15 protein-coding genes and 2 pseudogenes are annotated in these 17861 nt (G+C 45.8%); 13 read left to right on the forward strand and 4 right to left on the reverse strand.

From position 1 onward, the window contains the following. Positions 1 to 35 precede the first annotated feature (35 nt). Positions 36 to 1142: pseudogene (locus SB658_RS01145) on the reverse strand (CdaR family transcriptional regulator). Positions 1143 to 1210: 68 nt separating this feature from the next. Continuing rightward, a complete protein-coding gene (sspI, locus tag SB658_RS01150) occupies positions 1211 to 1426 on the reverse strand; it encodes a small acid-soluble spore protein SspI (protein ID WP_021480275.1) in 216 nt (71 codons plus the stop codon). Between the two features lie 118 nt (positions 1427 to 1544). On the opposite strand from sspI, the gene SB658_RS01155 reads away from it, so the two are divergent. Continuing rightward, positions 1545 to 2291 carry a TrmH family RNA methyltransferase gene (locus SB658_RS01155; protein ID WP_032726352.1) on the forward strand — a complete coding sequence of 249 codons (747 nt, stop codon included), beginning with the start codon at positions 1545 to 1547 and terminating at the stop codon, positions 2289 to 2291. A 66-nt stretch (positions 2292 to 2357) separates the two neighbouring features. On the opposite strand, the pseudogene SB658_RS01160 reads toward SB658_RS01155, so the two are convergent. Beyond that, positions 2358 to 2563 (reverse strand): annotated as a pseudogene (locus tag SB658_RS01160) (hypothetical protein). 82 nt (positions 2564 to 2645) lie between these two features. Between SB658_RS01160 and pheS the strand changes: the two are divergent. Both pheS and pheT read left to right on the forward strand, forming a co-directional pair. Next, entirely contained in the window at positions 2646 to 3680 is a 1035-nt protein-coding gene (gene pheS, locus SB658_RS01165) for a phenylalanine--tRNA ligase subunit alpha (RefSeq protein ID WP_004398818.1), read from the forward strand. 15 nt (positions 3681 to 3695) lie between these two features. Beyond that, positions 3696 to 6110, forward strand: a complete 2415-nt coding sequence (gene pheT, locus SB658_RS01170; protein ID WP_144500646.1) for a phenylalanine--tRNA ligase subunit beta — start codon at positions 3696 to 3698, stop codon at positions 6108 to 6110. A 35-nt stretch (positions 6111 to 6145) separates the two neighbouring features. Here pheT and rnhC read toward each other — a convergent pair whose 3' ends face one another. Then, positions 6146 to 7084: a ribonuclease HIII gene (gene rnhC, locus SB658_RS01175; RefSeq protein ID WP_144500647.1), complete on the reverse strand. Its 939-nt coding sequence runs from the start codon at positions 7082 to 7084 to the stop codon at positions 6146 to 6148. A gap of 133 nt (positions 7085 to 7217) precedes the next feature. On the opposite strand from rnhC, the gene zapA reads away from it, so the two are divergent. From zapA to etfA, 10 genes are all read left to right on the forward strand, one after another. Continuing rightward, a complete protein-coding gene (gene zapA, locus SB658_RS01180; RefSeq protein ID WP_003229534.1) occupies positions 7218 to 7475 on the forward strand; it encodes a cell division protein ZapA in 258 nt (85 codons plus the stop codon). A 6-nt stretch (positions 7476 to 7481) separates the two neighbouring features. Next, on the forward strand, positions 7482 to 8015 hold the full coding sequence (locus tag SB658_RS01185) for a CvpA family protein (RefSeq protein ID WP_003229537.1): 534 nt from the start codon (positions 7482 to 7484) through the stop codon (positions 8013 to 8015). 73 nt (positions 8016 to 8088) lie between these two features. Next, positions 8089 to 9801, forward strand: coding sequence for a DNA polymerase/3'-5' exonuclease PolX (gene polX, locus SB658_RS01190; protein WP_015384310.1), 1713 nt, complete (start codon positions 8089 to 8091; stop codon positions 9799 to 9801). Between the two features lie 20 nt (positions 9802 to 9821). Then, a complete protein-coding gene (locus tag SB658_RS01195; RefSeq protein WP_410601030.1) occupies positions 9822 to 12179 on the forward strand; it encodes an endonuclease MutS2 in 2358 nt (785 codons plus the stop codon). A gap of 14 nt (positions 12180 to 12193) precedes the next feature. After that, positions 12194 to 12598, forward strand: coding sequence for a DUF350 domain-containing protein (locus tag SB658_RS01200; RefSeq protein WP_003237674.1), 405 nt, complete (start codon positions 12194 to 12196; stop codon positions 12596 to 12598). A 188-nt stretch (positions 12599 to 12786) separates the two neighbouring features. Further along, positions 12787 to 14469, forward strand: a complete 1683-nt coding sequence (gene lcfA, locus SB658_RS01205) for a long-chain-fatty-acid--CoA ligase LcfA (protein WP_144500649.1) — start codon at positions 12787 to 12789, stop codon at positions 14467 to 14469. Positions 14470 to 14573: 104 nt separating this feature from the next. Beyond that, entirely contained in the window at positions 14574 to 15158 is a 585-nt protein-coding gene (gene fadR, locus SB658_RS01210; RefSeq protein ID WP_014477593.1) for a fatty acid metabolism transcriptional regulator FadR, read from the forward strand. A gap of 14 nt (positions 15159 to 15172) precedes the next feature. Continuing rightward, positions 15173 to 15949, forward strand: a complete 777-nt coding sequence (locus SB658_RS01215) for an enoyl-CoA hydratase (protein ID WP_017696681.1) — start codon at positions 15173 to 15175, stop codon at positions 15947 to 15949. Between the two features lie 14 nt (positions 15950 to 15963). After that, positions 15964 to 16737: an electron transfer flavoprotein subunit beta gene (gene etfB / locus SB658_RS01220; protein ID WP_014480500.1), complete on the forward strand. Its 774-nt coding sequence runs from the start codon at positions 15964 to 15966 to the stop codon at positions 16735 to 16737. 35 nt (positions 16738 to 16772) lie between these two features. Then, positions 16773 to 17750, forward strand: a complete 978-nt coding sequence (etfA, locus tag SB658_RS01225) for an electron transfer flavoprotein subunit alpha (RefSeq protein ID WP_004398999.1) — start codon at positions 16773 to 16775, stop codon at positions 17748 to 17750. Positions 17751 to 17861 lie beyond the last annotated feature (111 nt).

The following is a 17861-nucleotide window of genomic DNA, read 5'->3' on the forward strand; positions in this document are numbered from 1 at the left end:
GGAGAAACATACAAAAAATGAAACTGAAACTCTCTCTATTTTGTATCTTGATCTAAAAAATAGAGGGCAACGTACATCGTGACGATGTCCTCGGTACGGTCAAAACGTAAACCCGTCAGCTGTTCAGCCTTAGACAGACGATAACGCAATGTATTGATGTGTATATGCATGTCTTCAGCGGTTTGTTTCAAAGACAAATCGTGATGAAAGAAAGTCCGTATCGTATTCATAAGTTCCTGATGCTCTAGCGCATCTCCTAATACTCTTTGCGGAAATTCGTTTCGGGTTCCCGGGCTGATCTCCGTCAGACACATATCAAGCTTCAGATCCTCTTCAAATATGGGCGTTTTTCGCTTAAGGCTGACAGCCAGCGCTTTTTCCGCTTGCTCGTATGACTCTGTCAGGCTGGAGCTTGCGACAGCTCTTCCGGCGCCAGCTGCTGTATATTGGCTGCTTGCGGTATTGGCAAACGAACAAATGTGAAGGATTTTCCGTAAAAGCCGATCCCTTTGTTCATGCTGCGGCACTTCATGATTAATCAAAATCCGTTCATTTCCCCACCTGATGAACAAATCCGCAGGGTACGATGATTTCCAGATGCGTGCCATTTTTTCAATATCATGACGTGACCACTCATACCCCTGAATAAGAATCATTTGGCGCCGGGAGGAAAGGTCAACACCAAGAAGTTGAGCTTTCTCAAGAAAACTGGGAGACCACTCCTATAGTTGCAGCCAATCGATCATAAAGGACTCCAGCATTCTCTCACGCCACTGGGATTGCTCTAAGTGCCGCGATTCCTTAATGAACAGCTCTGTCATTTTTCGAAGCAGTTCTCCGAATGGCTGAATCTCTGCAGGCTCACCTGTCAGCCCGAAGACGGCGATCACATCATGGTCAAAAAATACAGGGAGGTTTATGCCTGCTTTCACTCCTTTTAATCTTGTTTCATCTTCTTTTGTAATAATCACGCTGCGTCTTTCTTTTGCGCAGATAAGCGCTCCCTCATGAAATTGTCCGACACGCTCATCGTTTGTGCCTGCCATAATAAGACCGTCCGTGTTTACAATAATGACTTCACGTTCGTACATTTTTTTAACTTCAGCAATAATTTTTTTCGCTAATAACGGCTGTAAAAACATGGCGTTCCCCCTCATCATGTTTTTATTATATAAGAAAAAAACCGGGCGCTGTCACCCGGTTTCATGTCTTATTCGGCGGGTTTTAATCCGCCTTCAAGCGTTTTCAGCATTTCGTTTTTCTCACTTTCGGATGCGTGCTGCCAAATGACTTCGAATAAAACGCCGAGCCCTGGAAGCATTTTTTCTTCTCCGCTTTGAATCGCATCTACGATTGTATGCTCAAGCTGCTCCTGATTATTACCGGTGACATTGGAGATGACGGCATGACGTAAATTAAGATCCATGTAAAACGCTCCTTTTTCTAAAATGTAATACGTATATTCTAACCCTGCACCTGGTTTATTATGTGCTGTTCTTGCGATATAATAACATCATGTTAAAAAAAGGAGCGCCACATAGACAGTGAAACAAATAGAATCGGCAAAAAACCAAAAAGTGAAGGATTGGAAAAAGCTTCACACAAAAAAAGAACGAACAAAAACAAATACATTTCTGATAGAGGGAGAACACCTCGTTGAAGAGGCGTTGAAAAGCCCGGGCATTGTGAAAGAAATCCTTGTAAAGGATGAAACGAAGATTCCTTCAGATCTTGAGACTGGTATCCAGTGCTATATGCTGAGTGAAGATGCGTTTTCAGCTGTGACTGAAACCGAAACGCCGCAGCAGATTGCCGCTGTGTGCCATATGCCTGAAGAAAAGCTGGCAACGGCACGCAAGGTGCTGCTGATTGACGCTGTTCAAGATCCGGGAAACCTTGGCACAATGATTCGAACGGCTGATGCGGCCGGTTTGGATGCGGTTGTACTCGGTGACGGCACGGCGGACGCCTTTAACGGAAAAACACTGCGATCTGCTCAAGGATCTCACTTCCATATTCCTGTTGTGAGAAGAAACCTGCCTTCATATGTGGACGAATTGAAGGCAGAGGGCGTAAAAGTATACGGCACGGCGTTGCAAAACGGAGCGCCTTACCAGGAGATCCCTCAGTCTGAATCCTTTGCGCTCATTGTAGGAAATGAAGGTGCAGGGGTGGATGCTGCATTGCTGGAAAAAACGGATTTGAACCTGTACGTGCCGCTTTACGGACAGGCTGAATCACTAAACGTTGCGGTTGCGGCTGCCATCCTCGTGTATTACTTGCGAGGATAGTGTTGCGCCAAGCGTTGGATTTCTCTATAATAGAACATAATATTTCAAAAACCGTGACAGAGGACCTCAATTTCTGATCAACTGCTTTCCAGGGAGAAAATGCCGCTGACTGAGAGCATTTTTAACGCAGCCGGAAATTGGCTTCACCTCTTGAGTTGTCGCCGGGACCGTGCACATGCGCGTAAAGGTGAACCGGAATCTGATTCCGTTATGTCAATGAAGCTGACGACAGCATCAGTCTGTCTGAAATAAGGGTGGTACCGCGGCCACAACTCGTCCCTTGTACAAGGGACGGGTTTTTTTTATTTTCCAAAGACATATGAACGGTTTGTTTACATAAAAGGAGGATGCAAAATGGAAGAAAAGCTAAAACAGCTGGAACAAGAAGCTTTAGAACAAGTAGAAGCGGCAAGCTCATTGAAGGTTGTCAATGATATTCGGGTGCAATATCTCGGAAAAAAAGGGCCGATTACAGAAGTGCTGCGCGGAATGGGCAAGCTTTCTGCTGAGGAACGTCCAAAAATGGGGGCGCTCGCGAACGAAGTAAGGGAGCGTATTGCCAATGCGATTGCTGACAAAAACGAGAAGCTTGAAGAAGAGGAAATGAAGCAGAAGCTTGCAGGACAGACAATTGACGTCACGCTGCCGGGGAACCCTGTTGCAGTCGGCGGCCGCCATCCGCTCACTGTTGTCATTGAAGAAATTGAAGATTTATTTATCGGTATGGGCTACACAGTCGAGGAAGGGCCAGAGGTTGAAACGGATTACTACAACTTCGAATCGCTCAATCTTCCGAAAGAACACCCAGCGCGCGATATGCAGGACAGCTTTTACATCACAGAGGAAACTTTGATGAGAACGCAAACTTCTCCTGTCCAAACACGTACGATGGAAAAGCATGAAGGCAAAGGTCCCGTTAAAATCATTTGCCCGGGTAAAGTATATCGCCGTGATAACGATGATGCGACGCACTCTCACCAATTTATGCAAATTGAAGGGCTTGTCGTTGACAAAAACATCAGCATGAGTGATTTAAAAGGAACGCTTGAACTCGTTGCGAAAAAAATGTTCGGGCAAGACCGCGAAATCAGACTCCGTCCAAGCTTCTTTCCGTTTACTGAGCCTTCAGTAGAAGTGGATGTGACATGCTTTAAATGCGGTGGGAACGGCTGCTCAGTCTGTAAAGGAACAGGCTGGATTGAAATCCTCGGCGCCGGCATGGTTCACCCGAACGTGCTTAAAATGGCTGGCTTTGATCCGAAGGAATATCAGGGCTTCGCATTCGGAATGGGTGTTGAGCGCATCGCGATGCTGAAATACGGCATTGATGATATCCGCCACTTCTATACAAACGATGTCAGATTTATTTCGCAGTTTAAACAGGCGTAAGAGGAGGATGCAAGGATGTTTGTTTCTTATAAATGGTTAGAGGATTATGTTGATTTAAAAGGCATGGACCCGGCTGTTCTTGCTGAAAAAATTACAAGAGCCGGTATTGAGGTTGAAGGAATTGAATACAAAGGAGAAGGCATCAAAGGCGTTGTCATCGGCCATGTGCTGGAGCGCGAGCAGCACCCGAATGCTGATAAGCTGAATAAGTGCCTTGTGGATATCGGAGCTGAAGCCCCTGTACAAATCATTTGCGGTGCGCCGAATGTGGATAAGGGACAAAAAGTCGCAGTTGCAACAGTCGGAGCGGTGCTGCCGGGCAATTTCAAAATCAAAAAAGCTAAGCTTCGCGGTGAAGAATCAAACGGCATGATCTGTTCCTTACAGGAGCTTGGTATTGAAAGCAAACTTGTGGCGAAGGAGTATGCAGAAGGCATTTTCGTATTCCCGAATGACGCTGAAACAGGAAGCGATGCCTTAGCGGCTTTACAGCTTGACGATGCGATTCTTGAGCTGGGTTTAACGCCAAACCGCGCGGATGCCATGAACATGCTTGGTGTTGCTTACGAGGTTGCCGCGATTTTAGACACTGAGGTAAAGCTTCCGCAAACGGATTACCCGGCTGCTTCAGAACAAGCGTCTGATTACATTTCAGTCAAAATTGAAGATCAAGAAGCGAACCCGCTGTACACTGCAAAAATCATTAAAAATGTCACGATTGCTCCGTCACCGCTTTGGATGCAGACAAAGCTGATGAATGCAGGCATTCGTCCGCACAACAACGTCGTTGACATCACAAATTTTGTCCTGTTGGAATACGGACAGCCGCTTCATGCGTTTGATTATGACAGATTTGGCTCTAAGGAAGTGGTAGTAAGAAAAGCAGCTGAGAATGAAATGATCGTAACTCTTGATGATCAAGAACGTAAGCTGTCCGCCGATCACCTTGTCATTACAAACGGAACGAAAGCGCAGGCCGTTGCGGGTGTCATGGGAGGAGCAGAGTCAGAGGTTCAGGAAGATACGAAAACGATTTTGCTTGAGGCTGCGTATTTCAACGGGCAGACGGTTCGCAAGGCTTCCAAAGACCTTGGTTTGAGAAGTGAATCAAGCGTAAGATTTGAAAAAGGAATTGATCCGGCGCGCGTACGTCTTGCAGCAGAACGGGCTGCGCAGCTGATCCATCTGTATGCCGGCGGTGAGGTGCTTGCTGGAACAGTTGAGGAAGATCACCTGACAATCGAAGCAAATAACATTCACGTATCTGCTGATAAAGTGAGCAGCGTTCTAGGCCTGACGATCAGTAAAGAAGAACTGATTAGCATTTATAAACGTCTCGGTTTTACGGTCGGTGAAGCGGGTGAACTTCTCGTTGTGACTGTCCCATCACGCCGCGGCGACATTACAATAGAAGAGGATTTAATCGAAGAAGCGGCAAGACTGTACGGCTACGATAACATTCCGTCTACGCTTCCTGAGACAGCGGGAACTACAGGCGGATTAACGCCATACCAGGCAAAACGCCGTAAAGTCAGACGCTTCCTTGAAGGCGCAGGCTTATCACAAGCCATCACTTACTCACTGACAAACGAGAAGAAAGCGGCAGCGTTTGCGATTGAAAAATCACTGAATACTGTGCTTGCGCTTCCAATGAGTGAAGAAAGAAGCATTCTCAGACACAGTCTTGTTCCGAATCTGCTTGATTCTGTTTCTTACAACATCGCGAGGCAGACTGACTCAGTTGCACTGTACGAAGTCGGCTCCGTTTTCCTGACGAAGGAAGAGGACACAAAACCTGTTGAAACAGAACGCGTAGCAGGAGCTGTTACCGGATTATGGCGCAAGCAGCTATGGCAGGGTGAAAAGAAACCAGTTGATTTCTTTGTTGTCAAAGGAATTGTAGAAGGGCTGTTAGACAAACTCAACGTCCTAGACAGCATTGAATTTGTACAGTCTGAACGCAAACAGCTGCATCCGGGCAGAACAGCGAACATTTTATTGAATGGTTCTCTGATCGGCTTCATCGGCCAAGTCCATCCTTCATTGGAAAAAGAACTGGATATAAAGGAAACATACGTATTTGAGCTCGATCTTCATGCGTTGCTCGCAGCAGAAACAGCACCTCTTGTTTACACGGCGATTCCGAAATATCCGTCTGTGACACGTGATATCGCCCTTGTAACAGATAAAACCGTCACAAGCGGACAGCTCGAGAGCGTCATTAAAGAGGCTGGCGGAAAGCTTCTGAAAGAGGTAACCGTCTTTGACGTATACGAAGGCGAACATATGGAGGAAGGCAAGAAGTCAGTCGCTTTCTCACTCCAGTATGTCAACCCTGAACAAACACTGACTGAAGAAGAAGTGACAAAGGCGCACAGCAAAGTGCTGAAAGCGTTAGAAGACACATATCAAGCTGTTTTAAGAGGCTGATAAAAAAGCTTGCAGAGAAATCTGCAAGCTTTTTTCTATGAACGTTTTTTATCAGCAAGGCGCCGCGCTTTTTGCGTATTGGCGAAATGGAGTTTTGTAAAGGTTCTGAGTGCAGATGCCCCTTTTTTGAGGATCAGCTTGGCGGCCGCTTCATCGACGTGAGGACCGGCCCCTTTTGGAAGCGTCATTCCTGCCTCGCGTGATAGTTTATCCATTTCCATTAAAAACGAATATCTTGCAATGATTGAAGCAGCGGCGACAGCCAGGTGAATACCTTCAGCTTTTGTGCTAAAATAGGTCCGCTCCTTCACAATGTCTCTGCCCTTTAAATGATTGAAGTAGACGCCTGGCTCAGCGAATTGGTCAATCAAAATGGCTTCAGGCTTTACTCCATCCAATTTTCTTAATAAATGGGTGATCGCCTGATTGTGCAGCAAAGCTTTCATTTTCCCTTGGCTCATGCCTTTTTCCTGCATGCTGTTATACTTTTCATTTTTTAAAACCAGCAGGCTATATGGAATAGTTTTGATCAGGTTTCGGGCAATCTCGATGATTTGCGGATCTTTTAAATCTTTAGAATCCTTAACACCGAGTTCCTTCATTAAAGGAAGCATGGTTTTGTCGACGTACGCGCATACAACCGTCATTGGGCCAAAGTAATCTCCGGTTCCGACTTCGTCAGAACCGATAACAGACATTCCGGCGATATCTGCCGGAGGGGCATAGCGGGGATCAGCCGGCTTTTTGGCCATTTTCTTCTTTTCCGGCTCTGCTGTTCCCCAGCGCGCGGATTCTGCCGCTGCGTTTTTGCCTTGAAACAAGACCTTGCCTGATTTATATGCTGTAATGGTACAGCCGGGCGGTTTCGCCTGAAAAACGGCTCCCTGCGGAACAGAGGCTGTAAGCGAACCGCTGTATGTCATTTTCATTTGGTCAATAGCAGACAACGATACTTTTATCACTGAATGGGACACGTAATAATCTCCTTTTTTTACACTTTTCGCTGTATATACCAGTGTATCATAACAGCGGGAGGCTCGTCTTTCCATTCATTTAATAAACGTGTTATGATAAGAACTAGGATTCTCGCGGAATGGAGGAGAAACGTTGTCTGACGGCAAAAAAACAAAAACAACCGTTGACATTTACGGCCAGCACTTCACGATTGTCGGTGAAGAAAGCAGAGCCCATATGAGGTATGTCGCCGGAATTGTTGATGATAAAATGAGAGAAATCAATGAAAAAAATCCATACCTTGATATAAATAAACTTGCAGTGCTGACAGCGGTAAATGTGGTGCACGATTATGTCAAATTACAAGAGAAATGTGAAAAACTGGAGCGTCAGCTTAAAGAAAAGGATTGAACAACTATGCTAGATATCATCATCTTAATCTTGCTCCTGATGGGGACTTTACTGGGGTTAAAACGCGGTTTTATCCTGCAGTTTATCCGCTTGACGAGCTTTATTTTATCAATTGCCTTTGCGGCTTTATTCTATAAAAACGTGGCACCGCATTTACATTGGATTCCCGCACCCGATTTTTCAGCGGGACAGCCGGCTCTTTCTTTTTTTACGGGGAATTTGGAAGCAGCGTACTATAATGCGATTGCGTTTATCGTTTTATTTATCATTGCTAAAATCTTACTGAGAATCATCGGCTCGTTCCTGAGTATTGTAGCCGGCATTCCGGTGATTAAACAAATCAACCAGATGCTGGGCGCCGTTCTCGGTTTTCTAGAAGTCTATTTATTTACATTTGTGCTGCTGTATGTCGCATCCGTTCTGCCGGTAGATGCACTGCAGCAAATGATGGGGCAATCGTCCCTCGCAAATGTGATCATTAACCATACACCATACTTGTCAGGGCTCCTACAAGAGCTGTGGACACAGTACGGGGCATAAAAAAACTTCTCTTGTCCGGAGAAGTTTTTTTCAAGTATGATGGAAACATATGTGAACGTCTGGGGGTTATGATATGCATAAAAAAGATATTATCCGGCTGCTTGAAACCATTGCAGTCTATATGGAACTAAAAGGGGACAACCCGTTTAAAGTATCCGCCTTCCGAAAAGCGGCGGCAGCCCTGGAACAGGACGACCGAAGCTTATCAGAAATGGACGATATGATGTCGCTGTCCGGCATTGGAAAAGGAACGTACAGCGTCATTAAAGAGTATATAGATGAAGGAAAGTCAAGCACGCTCGAATCGCTTCAGAAAGAAGTGCCGGAAGGACTCGTGCCTTTATTGAAGCTGCCGGGGCTCGGCGGCAAAAAAATCGCAAAGCTATATAAAGAGCTCGGCGTACATGATGCAGAATCTCTGAAGGAAGCCTGTGAACAGCAAAAGGTACAAGGTCTTGCGGGCTTCGGCAAAAAATCGGAAGAAAAAATATTACAGGCGCTCGGGGAAGCCGGAAAACAGCCTGAACGGTTCCCGATCGGCTACGCCCTCCGGATCGCGCGGGAAATTGAGGAGCATCTTTCTCAATTTACGCATATCATCAAATTTTCTCGTGCCGGAAGTCTCCGCAGAGCGCGGGAAACGGTGAAGGATCTGGATTATATCATTGCTACAGATCATCCGGCTGAAGTAAGAGAGCAGCTTCTTGAGCTGCCAAACATCAAAAGCGTGATCGCAAGCGGAGATACGAAGGTGTCCGTCATCCTTTCCTTTGAATATGAAACAAGCGTCGATTTCCGTCTTGTGACGGAAGAGCAGTTTCCGACAACACTCCATCATTTTACGGGATCAAAGGATCACAATATTAAGATGCGCCAAATCGCCAAAGAACGCGGCGAGCGGATCAGTGAATACGGCGTTGAGACAGTTGAAACCGGAGAGATCAAAACATTTCCGAGTGAACGTGAATTTTATGCGCACTTCGGCCTGCCGCTGATTCCGCCGGAAATTCGTGAAAGCGGACAGGAAGTGGAAACCTACAGCGACAGCATTGAACTGATAGAACCCGGGCAAATCAAAGGTGATCTCCACATGCACTCAACGTGGAGCGATGGCGCATTTTCGATCAGAGAGATGGCTGAAGCCTGCATCAAAAAAGGCTATCAATACATGGCGATCACCGATCACTCACAATATTTAAAGGTCGCCAACGGCCTTACTGCAGAAAGACTTAAGCAGCAGGCAAAAGAAATTGATGCGCTGAATGCAGAGTTTGAAAACTTCCGTATTTTGAAAGGCGTTGAGATGGATATCCTGCCTGACGGTACGCTCGATTATGATGACGATGTGCTTGCGGAAATGGATATCGTTATTGCATCGATTCATTCCAGTTTTAATCAGCCGGAACACGTGATTATGAAACGGCTTGAGACGGCACTGACAAACAAGCATGTTGACATTATCGCACACCCGACCGGGCGCCTTATCGGCAGACGGGCCGGTTACGAAATCGATATTGATCAGCTGATTGAGCTTGCGAGGAAAACAAATACGGCGCTTGAACTCAACGCCAACCCTGCGCGCCTTGATCTGCGCACAGAGCATTTAATGAAAGCAAACGAACAAGGGGTTACATTGGTGATTAATACTGATGCCCATAATATTGAGATGTTAGACGATATGAAAACTGGCGTTACTGCCGCGCGCAAAGGATGGACGGAAACGAAAAACGTTCTGAATGCCCGGTCGCTTAAAGACGTAGAGGCATTTCTGAAGCGCAACGATTAAGTAAGGAGGCTCACACAATCGTGCAGCAAAAAGTATTATTAGCTCTTGAATTTCATAAAGTGAAAGAACAGGTTATTGGGCATGCCGCTTCATCGCTCGGAAAAGAAATGCTTCTCGAGCTTAAGCCTTCTGCTTCTATAGACGAAATCAAAAAACAGCTGGATGAAGTAGACGAAGCTTCTGACATTATCCGGCTGAGAGGCCAAGCGCCATTTGGCGGCCTTGTAGATATCAGAGGAGCGTTAAGACGGGCGGAAATCGGCAGCGTTCTCAGTCCTTCTGAATTCACTGAAATCTCAGGCCTGCTTTATGCAGTTAAACAAATGAAACATTTTATCACCCAAATGGCTGAAGACGGTGTCGACATTCCGCTGATCCATCAGCATGCTGAACAGCTTATCACGCTGTCCGATTTAGAGCGGGACATTAATTCCTGCATTGATGATCACGGAGAAGTGCTTGATCATGCATCGGAAACTTTAAGAGGAATCCGCACACAGCTCAGAACACTCGAATCAAGAGTCAGAGACCGGTTAGAGTCGATGCTGCGTTCCTCTTCCGCATCGAAAATGCTGTCTGATACGATTGTTACGATTCGGAATGACCGCTTTGTGATCCCGGTCAAACAGGAGTACAGATCCAGCTATGGAGGAATTGTGCACGACACCTCATCCTCTGGTGCGACACTATTCATTGAACCGCAGGCGATTGTAGATATGAACAATTCCCTTCAGCAGGCGAAAGTGAAAGAAAAGCAAGAAATTGAACGGATTTTGCGTGTGCTGACAGAGAAAACGGCAGAGTATACAGAGGAGCTATTTCTAGATTTGCAAGTGCTGCAGACGCTTGACTTTATTTTTGCAAAAGCTAGATATGCAAAAGCGGTTAAAGCGACAAAACCGATTATGAACGACACCGGCTTTATCCGTTTGAAAAAAGCCCGCCATCCATTGCTTCCGCCTGATCAGGTTGTTGCCAATGACATCGAGCTTGGCCGCGATTTTTCAACCATTGTCATCACAGGGCCAAACACCGGGGGGAAAACAGTCACCCTTAAAACGTTAGGCCTGCTAACCTTAATGGCGCAGTCAGGTCTTCATATCCCGGCAGATGAAGGGTCAGAAGCGGCAGTATTTGAGCACGTATTCGCTGATATCGGTGATGAACAGTCGATTGAGCAAAGTTTAAGTACGTTCTCATCCCATATGGTAAACATTGTCGGCATTTTAGAACAGGTCAATGAAAACAGCCTTGTGCTTTTCGATGAACTTGGTGCAGGGACAGATCCGCAGGAGGGAGCGGCCCTCGCCATGAGCATCTTGGATGACGTGCATCGCACCAATGCACGAGTGTTAGCTACGACGCATTATCCGGAATTGAAGGCGTACGGCTATAACAGAGAAGGCGTCATGAATGCCAGCGTTGAATTTGACATCGAAACGCTGTCACCGACCTATAAACTTTTAATTGGTGTTCCGGGTCGAAGCAATGCTTTCGAAATTTCAAAACGCCTCGGGCTCCCGGACCATATCATCGGGCAGGCGAAGTCAGAAATGACGGCCGAGCATAACGAAGTCGATACGATGATTGCGTCGCTGGAACAAAGCAAAAAACGTGCGGAAGAAGAGCTTTCTGAGACAGAATCAATCAGAAAAGAAGCGGAAAAACTGCATAAAGAGCTGCAGCAGCAAATCATCGAGCTTAACAGCAAAAAAGACAAAATGCTTGAAGAGGCAGAACAGCAGGCTGCTGAAAAAGTAAAAGCGGCAATGAAAGAAGCCGAGGACATTATTCATGAATTGCGCTCCATAAAAGAAGAACACAAATCCTTCAAGGATCACGAGCTGATTAACGCGAAGAAACGGTTAGAAGGCGCTATGCCGGCTTTTGAAAAGTCCAAGAAACCGGAAAAGCCGAAAGCGCAAAAACGCGACTTTAAGCCTGGCGACGAGGTGAAAGTCCTCACTTTCGGGCAAAAAGGAACATTGCTCGAAAAAACAGGCGGCAATGAATGGAATGTTCAAATCGGTATTTTAAAGATGAAAGTAAAAGAAAAAGATCTGGAGTTTATCAAATCAGCTCCGGAGCCAAAAAAAGAAAAAATCATTACAGCGGTCAAGGGAAAGGACTATCACGTATCGCTTGAACTTGATCTCCGCGGCGAACGCTATGAAAATGCCCTCAGCCGGGTTGAAAAATACTTGGATGATGCGGTGTTAGCCGGATATCCAAGAGTGTCAATCATCCACGGAAAAGGAACCGGCGCTTTAAGAAAAGGCGTACAGGATCTTCTGAAAAACCACCGCAGCGTCAAAAGTTCCCGTTTCGGTGAAGCAGGTGAGGGAGGATCAGGCGTTACGGTTGTTGAACTAAAATAAAAGGGAGTATGGCCATGAGTGATTTTTGGGAAAACGAGCTTGTGGAAATCGCGGCATATTACAGTGTCGCGGTTCTCTGCCTCGTCCTCTTTTTGACTGTGTTTGAGCTGGTGACGGCTTATAAAAACTGGGAAGAGATTCAAAAAGGAAATCTTGCGGTGGCAATGGCGACCGGCGGAAAAATTTTGGGAATCGCAAACGTATTTCAGCATTCCATCTCCCAGCATAATTCGCTGCTGCAAATGATCGGCTGGGGCGTTTACGGGTTTGTTATGCTTCTGATCAGCTACTTTATTTTTGAGTTTTTGACTCCGCGGTTTAAAATTGATCAGGAAATCGAGAATGATAACCGGGCTGTCGGCTTTATTTCATTTGTCATTTCTGTCGGGCTTTCTTTTGTGGTGGCAGCCGGAATATAAGGGGACGGAGAATAAATGGAAAAGCTTGCGAAAATACTGCTCGCCGCGGCGGGAATCTTTTTGTTAATTGGTCTTATATATCTGTTCATATTATGAGAAAAAGAAAGATTTACCTTTCTTTTTCTTTTTTTTGCCGTCCATCTGCTATAATGATAAGGTGGATCTCTAAAATCGAAAGGGGAGGTTTTATGCAGTCTCAAAAGCCGTGGCTTGCCGAGTATCCCAACGATATCCCGCATGAGCTTCCGTTGCCGAATAAAACCCTGCAATCCATCCTGACAGACTCCGCCGCACGATTCCCTGATAAAACCGCAATATCGTTTTATGGAAAAAAACTCACCTTTCATGACATTCTGACGGATGCTCTTAAACTTGCAGCTTTTTTGCAGTGCAATGGCCTGCAAAAAGGAGACAGAGTGGCTGTTATGCTGCCCAATTGCCCGCAAACAGTGATTTCTTATTATGGCGTCTTGTTTGCCGGTGGCATCGTGGTGCAGACGAATCCGCTTTATACCGAGCATGAGCTTGAATACCAGCTTAGAGATGCTCAGGTAAGTGTAATCATCACCTTAGATTTGCTTTTCCCGAAGGCAATAAAAATGAAAACGTTATCAATAGTTGACCAGATTTTGATAACCAGCGTAAAAGACTATTTGCCTTTTCCGAAGAATATTCTTTACCCGCTGACGCAAAAACAAAAAGTGCATATCGACTTTGACAAAACAGCTAACATTCACACGTTCGCTTCCAGTATGAAGCAGGAAAAAACTGAACTCCTGACAATCCCGAAGATCGATCCTGAGCATGATATCGCTGTCCTCCAGTATACCGGAGGAACAACCGGAGCTCCAAAAGGGGTCATGCTCACGCACCAAAATATTTTGGCAAATACTGAAATGTGCGCCGCTTGGATGTATGACGTGAAAGAAGGCGCTGAAAAAGTGCTGGGCATCGTCCCGTTTTTTCATGTCTACGGACTGACGGCAGTCATGAACTATTCGATTAAACTAGGCTTCGAAATGATTCTTCTTCCTAAGTTTGATCCGCTCGAAACATTTAAAATCATCGACAAACACAAACCGACGCTCTTTCCTGGCGCACCGACAATTTACATTGGCCTTTTGCATCACCCCGAATTGCAGCATTATGATCTGTCATCCATTAAAAGCTGTCTTAGCGGATCAGCCGCGCTCCCCGTGGAGGTAAAGCAGAAATTTGAAAAGGTGACTGGCGGAAAGCTTGTGGAAGGCTATGGTTTGTCTGAGGCATCCCCAGTGACGCACGCCAACTTTATCTGGGGAAAAAACAAGCCGGGCAGTATCGGCTGTCCTTGGCCGAGTACGGACGCTGCGATCTATTCTGAAGAGACGGGTGAGCTTGCCGCTCCGTATGAGCATGGAGAAATCATTGTAAAAGGTCCGCAAGTCATGAAAGGATACTGGAATAAACCAGAGGAAACCGCCGCAGTGCTGAGAGATGGCTGGCTGTTCACCGGGGACATGGGCTATATGGATGAAGAAGGCTTTTTCTATATTGCTGACAGGAAGAAGGATATCATCATTGCCGGCGGTTACAATATTTACCCGCGTGAGGTAGAAGAAGCGCTTTATGAACATGAAGCCATCCAGGAAATTGTTGTCGTAGGCGTTCCCGATTCCTACAGGGGAGAAACAGTAAAAGCATTTGTCGTATTAAAGAAAGGCGCAAAAGCCGATGCAGAAGAACTGGACGATTTTGCGAGATCACGTCTAGCTCCCTATAAGGTGCCCAAAGCCTATGAGTTCAGAAAAGAGCTGCCGAAAACGGCGGTGGGAAAAATTTTAAGAAGGCGTTTACTTGAAGAAGAAACCGAAAATCATCATATCAAATAAAAAAAGAGAACGTCCATGAATAAACTTGACAAACCTGAAAATCCTTCTTATCATAAAATTATGAATGAATAGTCATTCATTTCTATAGGAAGGAACGATGAACATTGAAGCAAAAACGGCCAAAGTATATGCAGATTATTGATGCAGCAGTAGAAGTCATTGCAGAAAACGGCTACCACCAGTCACAGGTATCCAAAATTGCCAAACAAGCCGGAGTAGCGGACGGCACCATCTATCTCTATTTTAAAAACAAAGAAGATATTTTAATTTCTCTATTCAAAGAAAAAATGGGTCAATTTATTGAGCGGATGGAAGAGGACATTAAAGAAAAAGCAACAGCGAAAGAGAAATTGGCGCTTGTGATTTCAAAGCATTTTTCCCTTTTAGCGGGTGACCATAATCTCGCAATTGTCACGCAGCTTGAGCTCCGCCAATCCAACTTGGAGCTGCGCCAAAAAATCAACGAAATATTAAAAGGCTACTTAAATATTTTGGATGGCATTTTGACGGAAGGCATACAATCAGGCGAATTAAAAGAAGGCCTCGACGTCCGCCTCGCCCGGCAGATGATTTTTGGAACGATTGACGAAACCGTGACAACATGGGTGATGAATGACCAAAAGTACGATCTTGCTGCGCTTTCAGACAGCGTTTTAGAATTATTGGTGTCCGGAATTCATAATAAGTAAAGGAGTTCTGTCCTATGAATGCAATATCACTGGCAGTTGATCAATTTGTGGCAGTTTTGACGATTCACAATCCGCCGGCAAATGCGCTTTCCAGCCGGATATTAGAAGAGCTGTCTTCCTGTCTTGATCAATGTGAGACAGATGCAGGCGTACGAAGCATTATCATTCACGGCGAGGGGAGATTTTTCTCAGCCGGCGCTGATATTAAAGAATTTACATCGCTTAAAGGCAATGAGGATTCCTCATTGCTCGCTGAGCGCGGCCAGCAGTTAATGGAGAGAATCGAAAGCTTTCCAAAACCGATTATCGCAGCGATTCACGGCGCTGCACTCGGAGGCGGGCTGGAGCTTGCGATGGCCTGTCATATCAGAATCGCAACAGAAGATGCTAAGCTGGGGCTCCCGGAGCTTAATCTCGGTATCATTCCAGGTTTTGCGGGGACACAGCGCCTTCCGAGATATGTCGGTACAGCCAAAGCATTAGAGCTCATCGGATCAGGAGAACCGATATCCGGAAAAGAAGCGCTTGATCTCGGACTTGTCTCAATTGGAGCAAAAGATGAGGAAGAAGTGCTTGAAAAAGCAAAAGCACTTGCCGCTAAGTTTGCAGAGAAAAGCCCGCAAACGCTGGCATCTTTGCTTGAACTTCTTTATTCCAACAAGGTGTATTCCTATGAAGGCAGCTTAAAGCTTGAAGCAAAGCGATTTGGGGAAGCATTTGAGTCAGAGGACGCCAAGGAAGGCATCCAGGCATTTCTCGAAAAAAGAAAGCCTCAGTTCAAAGGCGAATAAAAGGGGATATGATCATGAATCTATTTGTACTGATGAAACGGACGTTTGACACAGAAGAAAAAATCGTCATTGAAACAGGAAAGATTCAGGATGACGGAGCGGAATGGATCATTAATCCATATGATGAGTACGCGATAGAAGAAGCCATCCAGCTGAAGGAAAAGCATGGCGGCACGATCACCGCTGTCACGGTCGGCGGTGAAGAAGCGGAGAAAGAATTGCGTACGGCGCTTGCCATGGGTTGTGACCAAGCTGTTTTAATCAACATAGAAGATGATCTTGAAGAACCCGACCAATATTCCATTTCTCAAGTTTTATACCACTATATGAAGGATCAGGAGTTTGATTTGATTCTCGGCGGAAATGTTGCCATTGACGGAGGATCAGGACAAGTGGCGCCTCGGCTTGCCGAGCTACTGGACATTCCGTGTATCACTACGATCACCAAACTCGAAATCAACGGCACTGATGCAGAAGCAGAAAGGGACGTCGAAGGGGATGTTGAAAAAATCAAAACGACGCTCCCATTGCTTGTCACAGCTCAGCAGGGCTTAAACGAGCCGCGCTATCCATCGCTTCCGGGAATTATGAAGGCTAAGAAAAAGCCGCTTGAAGAGCTTGAACTTGATGATCTTGACCTGGACGAAGAGGATGCCGAACCAAAGCTGAAAACCATTGAACGTTTTCTGCCGCCGAAAAAAGAAGCTGGGAAGCTTCTCCAAGGTGAGCCTGCTGAACAGGCAAAAGAGCTTGTTTCATTGCTCCGCAGCGAAGCTAAAGTCATTTAAAGCTTGGACATTCAAAGAAACAGGGGGATGTTAGAATGGGAAAAAAAGTGATCGTGCTTGGAGAAATACGCGATGGGGAATTGCGGAATGTCACCTTTGAAGCAATAGCTGCAGGAAGAACCATTTCAGGAGATGGGGAAGTCATCGGTGTTCTCATCGGTGAAAATGTACAAAGCATTGCACAAGAGCTTATTCATTACGGAGCAGATAAAGTTCTTACCGCTGAGGACCCGAAGCTGAAAACATACACGGCAGACGGGTACAGCCAAGTCATGAGAGGTGTTATCGAGCAAGAAAATCCTGATTCAGTCATCTTCGGGCATACGGCAATGGGCAAGGATCTTTCACCGAAGCTTGCTGCCCGGCTGCAAACAGGCTTAATTTCTGATGCTATAGATGTAAGCGTTACCGGAGGGAATGTTGTGTTCACACGGCCGATTTACTCGGGGAAAGCTTTTGAACGCGTCATTTCAACCGATCCGATGATCTTTGCAACAATTCGCCCCAATAACATTCAAGCTTCAGAAAAAGACACCAGCAGATCGGGGAGCATCGAAAGCATTGATGTTTCTCTTACTGACCTCCGCACTGTTATCCAAGAGGTCGTGAAAAAAACAGCTGACGGCGTTGATCTCTCCGAAGCAAAAATTATCGTTGCGGGCGGCCGAGGAGTCAAAAGTAAGGAAGGATTTCAGCCGCTGCAGGAGCTTGCAGAGGTGCTAGGGGCCGCAGTCGGGGCTTCTCGCGGGGCATGTGACGCTGATTATTGCGATTACGCGCTCCAAATCGGGCAGACCGGGAAAGTCGTCACTCCGGATTTGTACATTGCATGCGGCATTTCCGGCGCCATCCAGCATTTGGCCGGCATGTCAAACAGCAAGGTGATCGTCGCCATCAATAAAGACCCCGAAGCCGATATCTTTAAAATAGCGGATTACGGCATCGTCGGTGATTTATTTGAAGTTGTCCCGTTATTAACTGAGGAATTCAAACAATTGAATATACACTCATAAAGGAAATCCCGGACTTTAAAAGTTCGGGATTTTTTTCATATTTATAAATACATACGTACAAATATAAAAACAATAGAAAATGTCGTTGACATGTACGAACATATATAATAT

The organism is Bacillus sp. SIMBA_008 (assembly GCF_046535495.1).
Classification (GTDB): Bacteria; Bacillota; Bacilli; order Bacillales; family Bacillaceae; genus Bacillus; species Bacillus subtilis.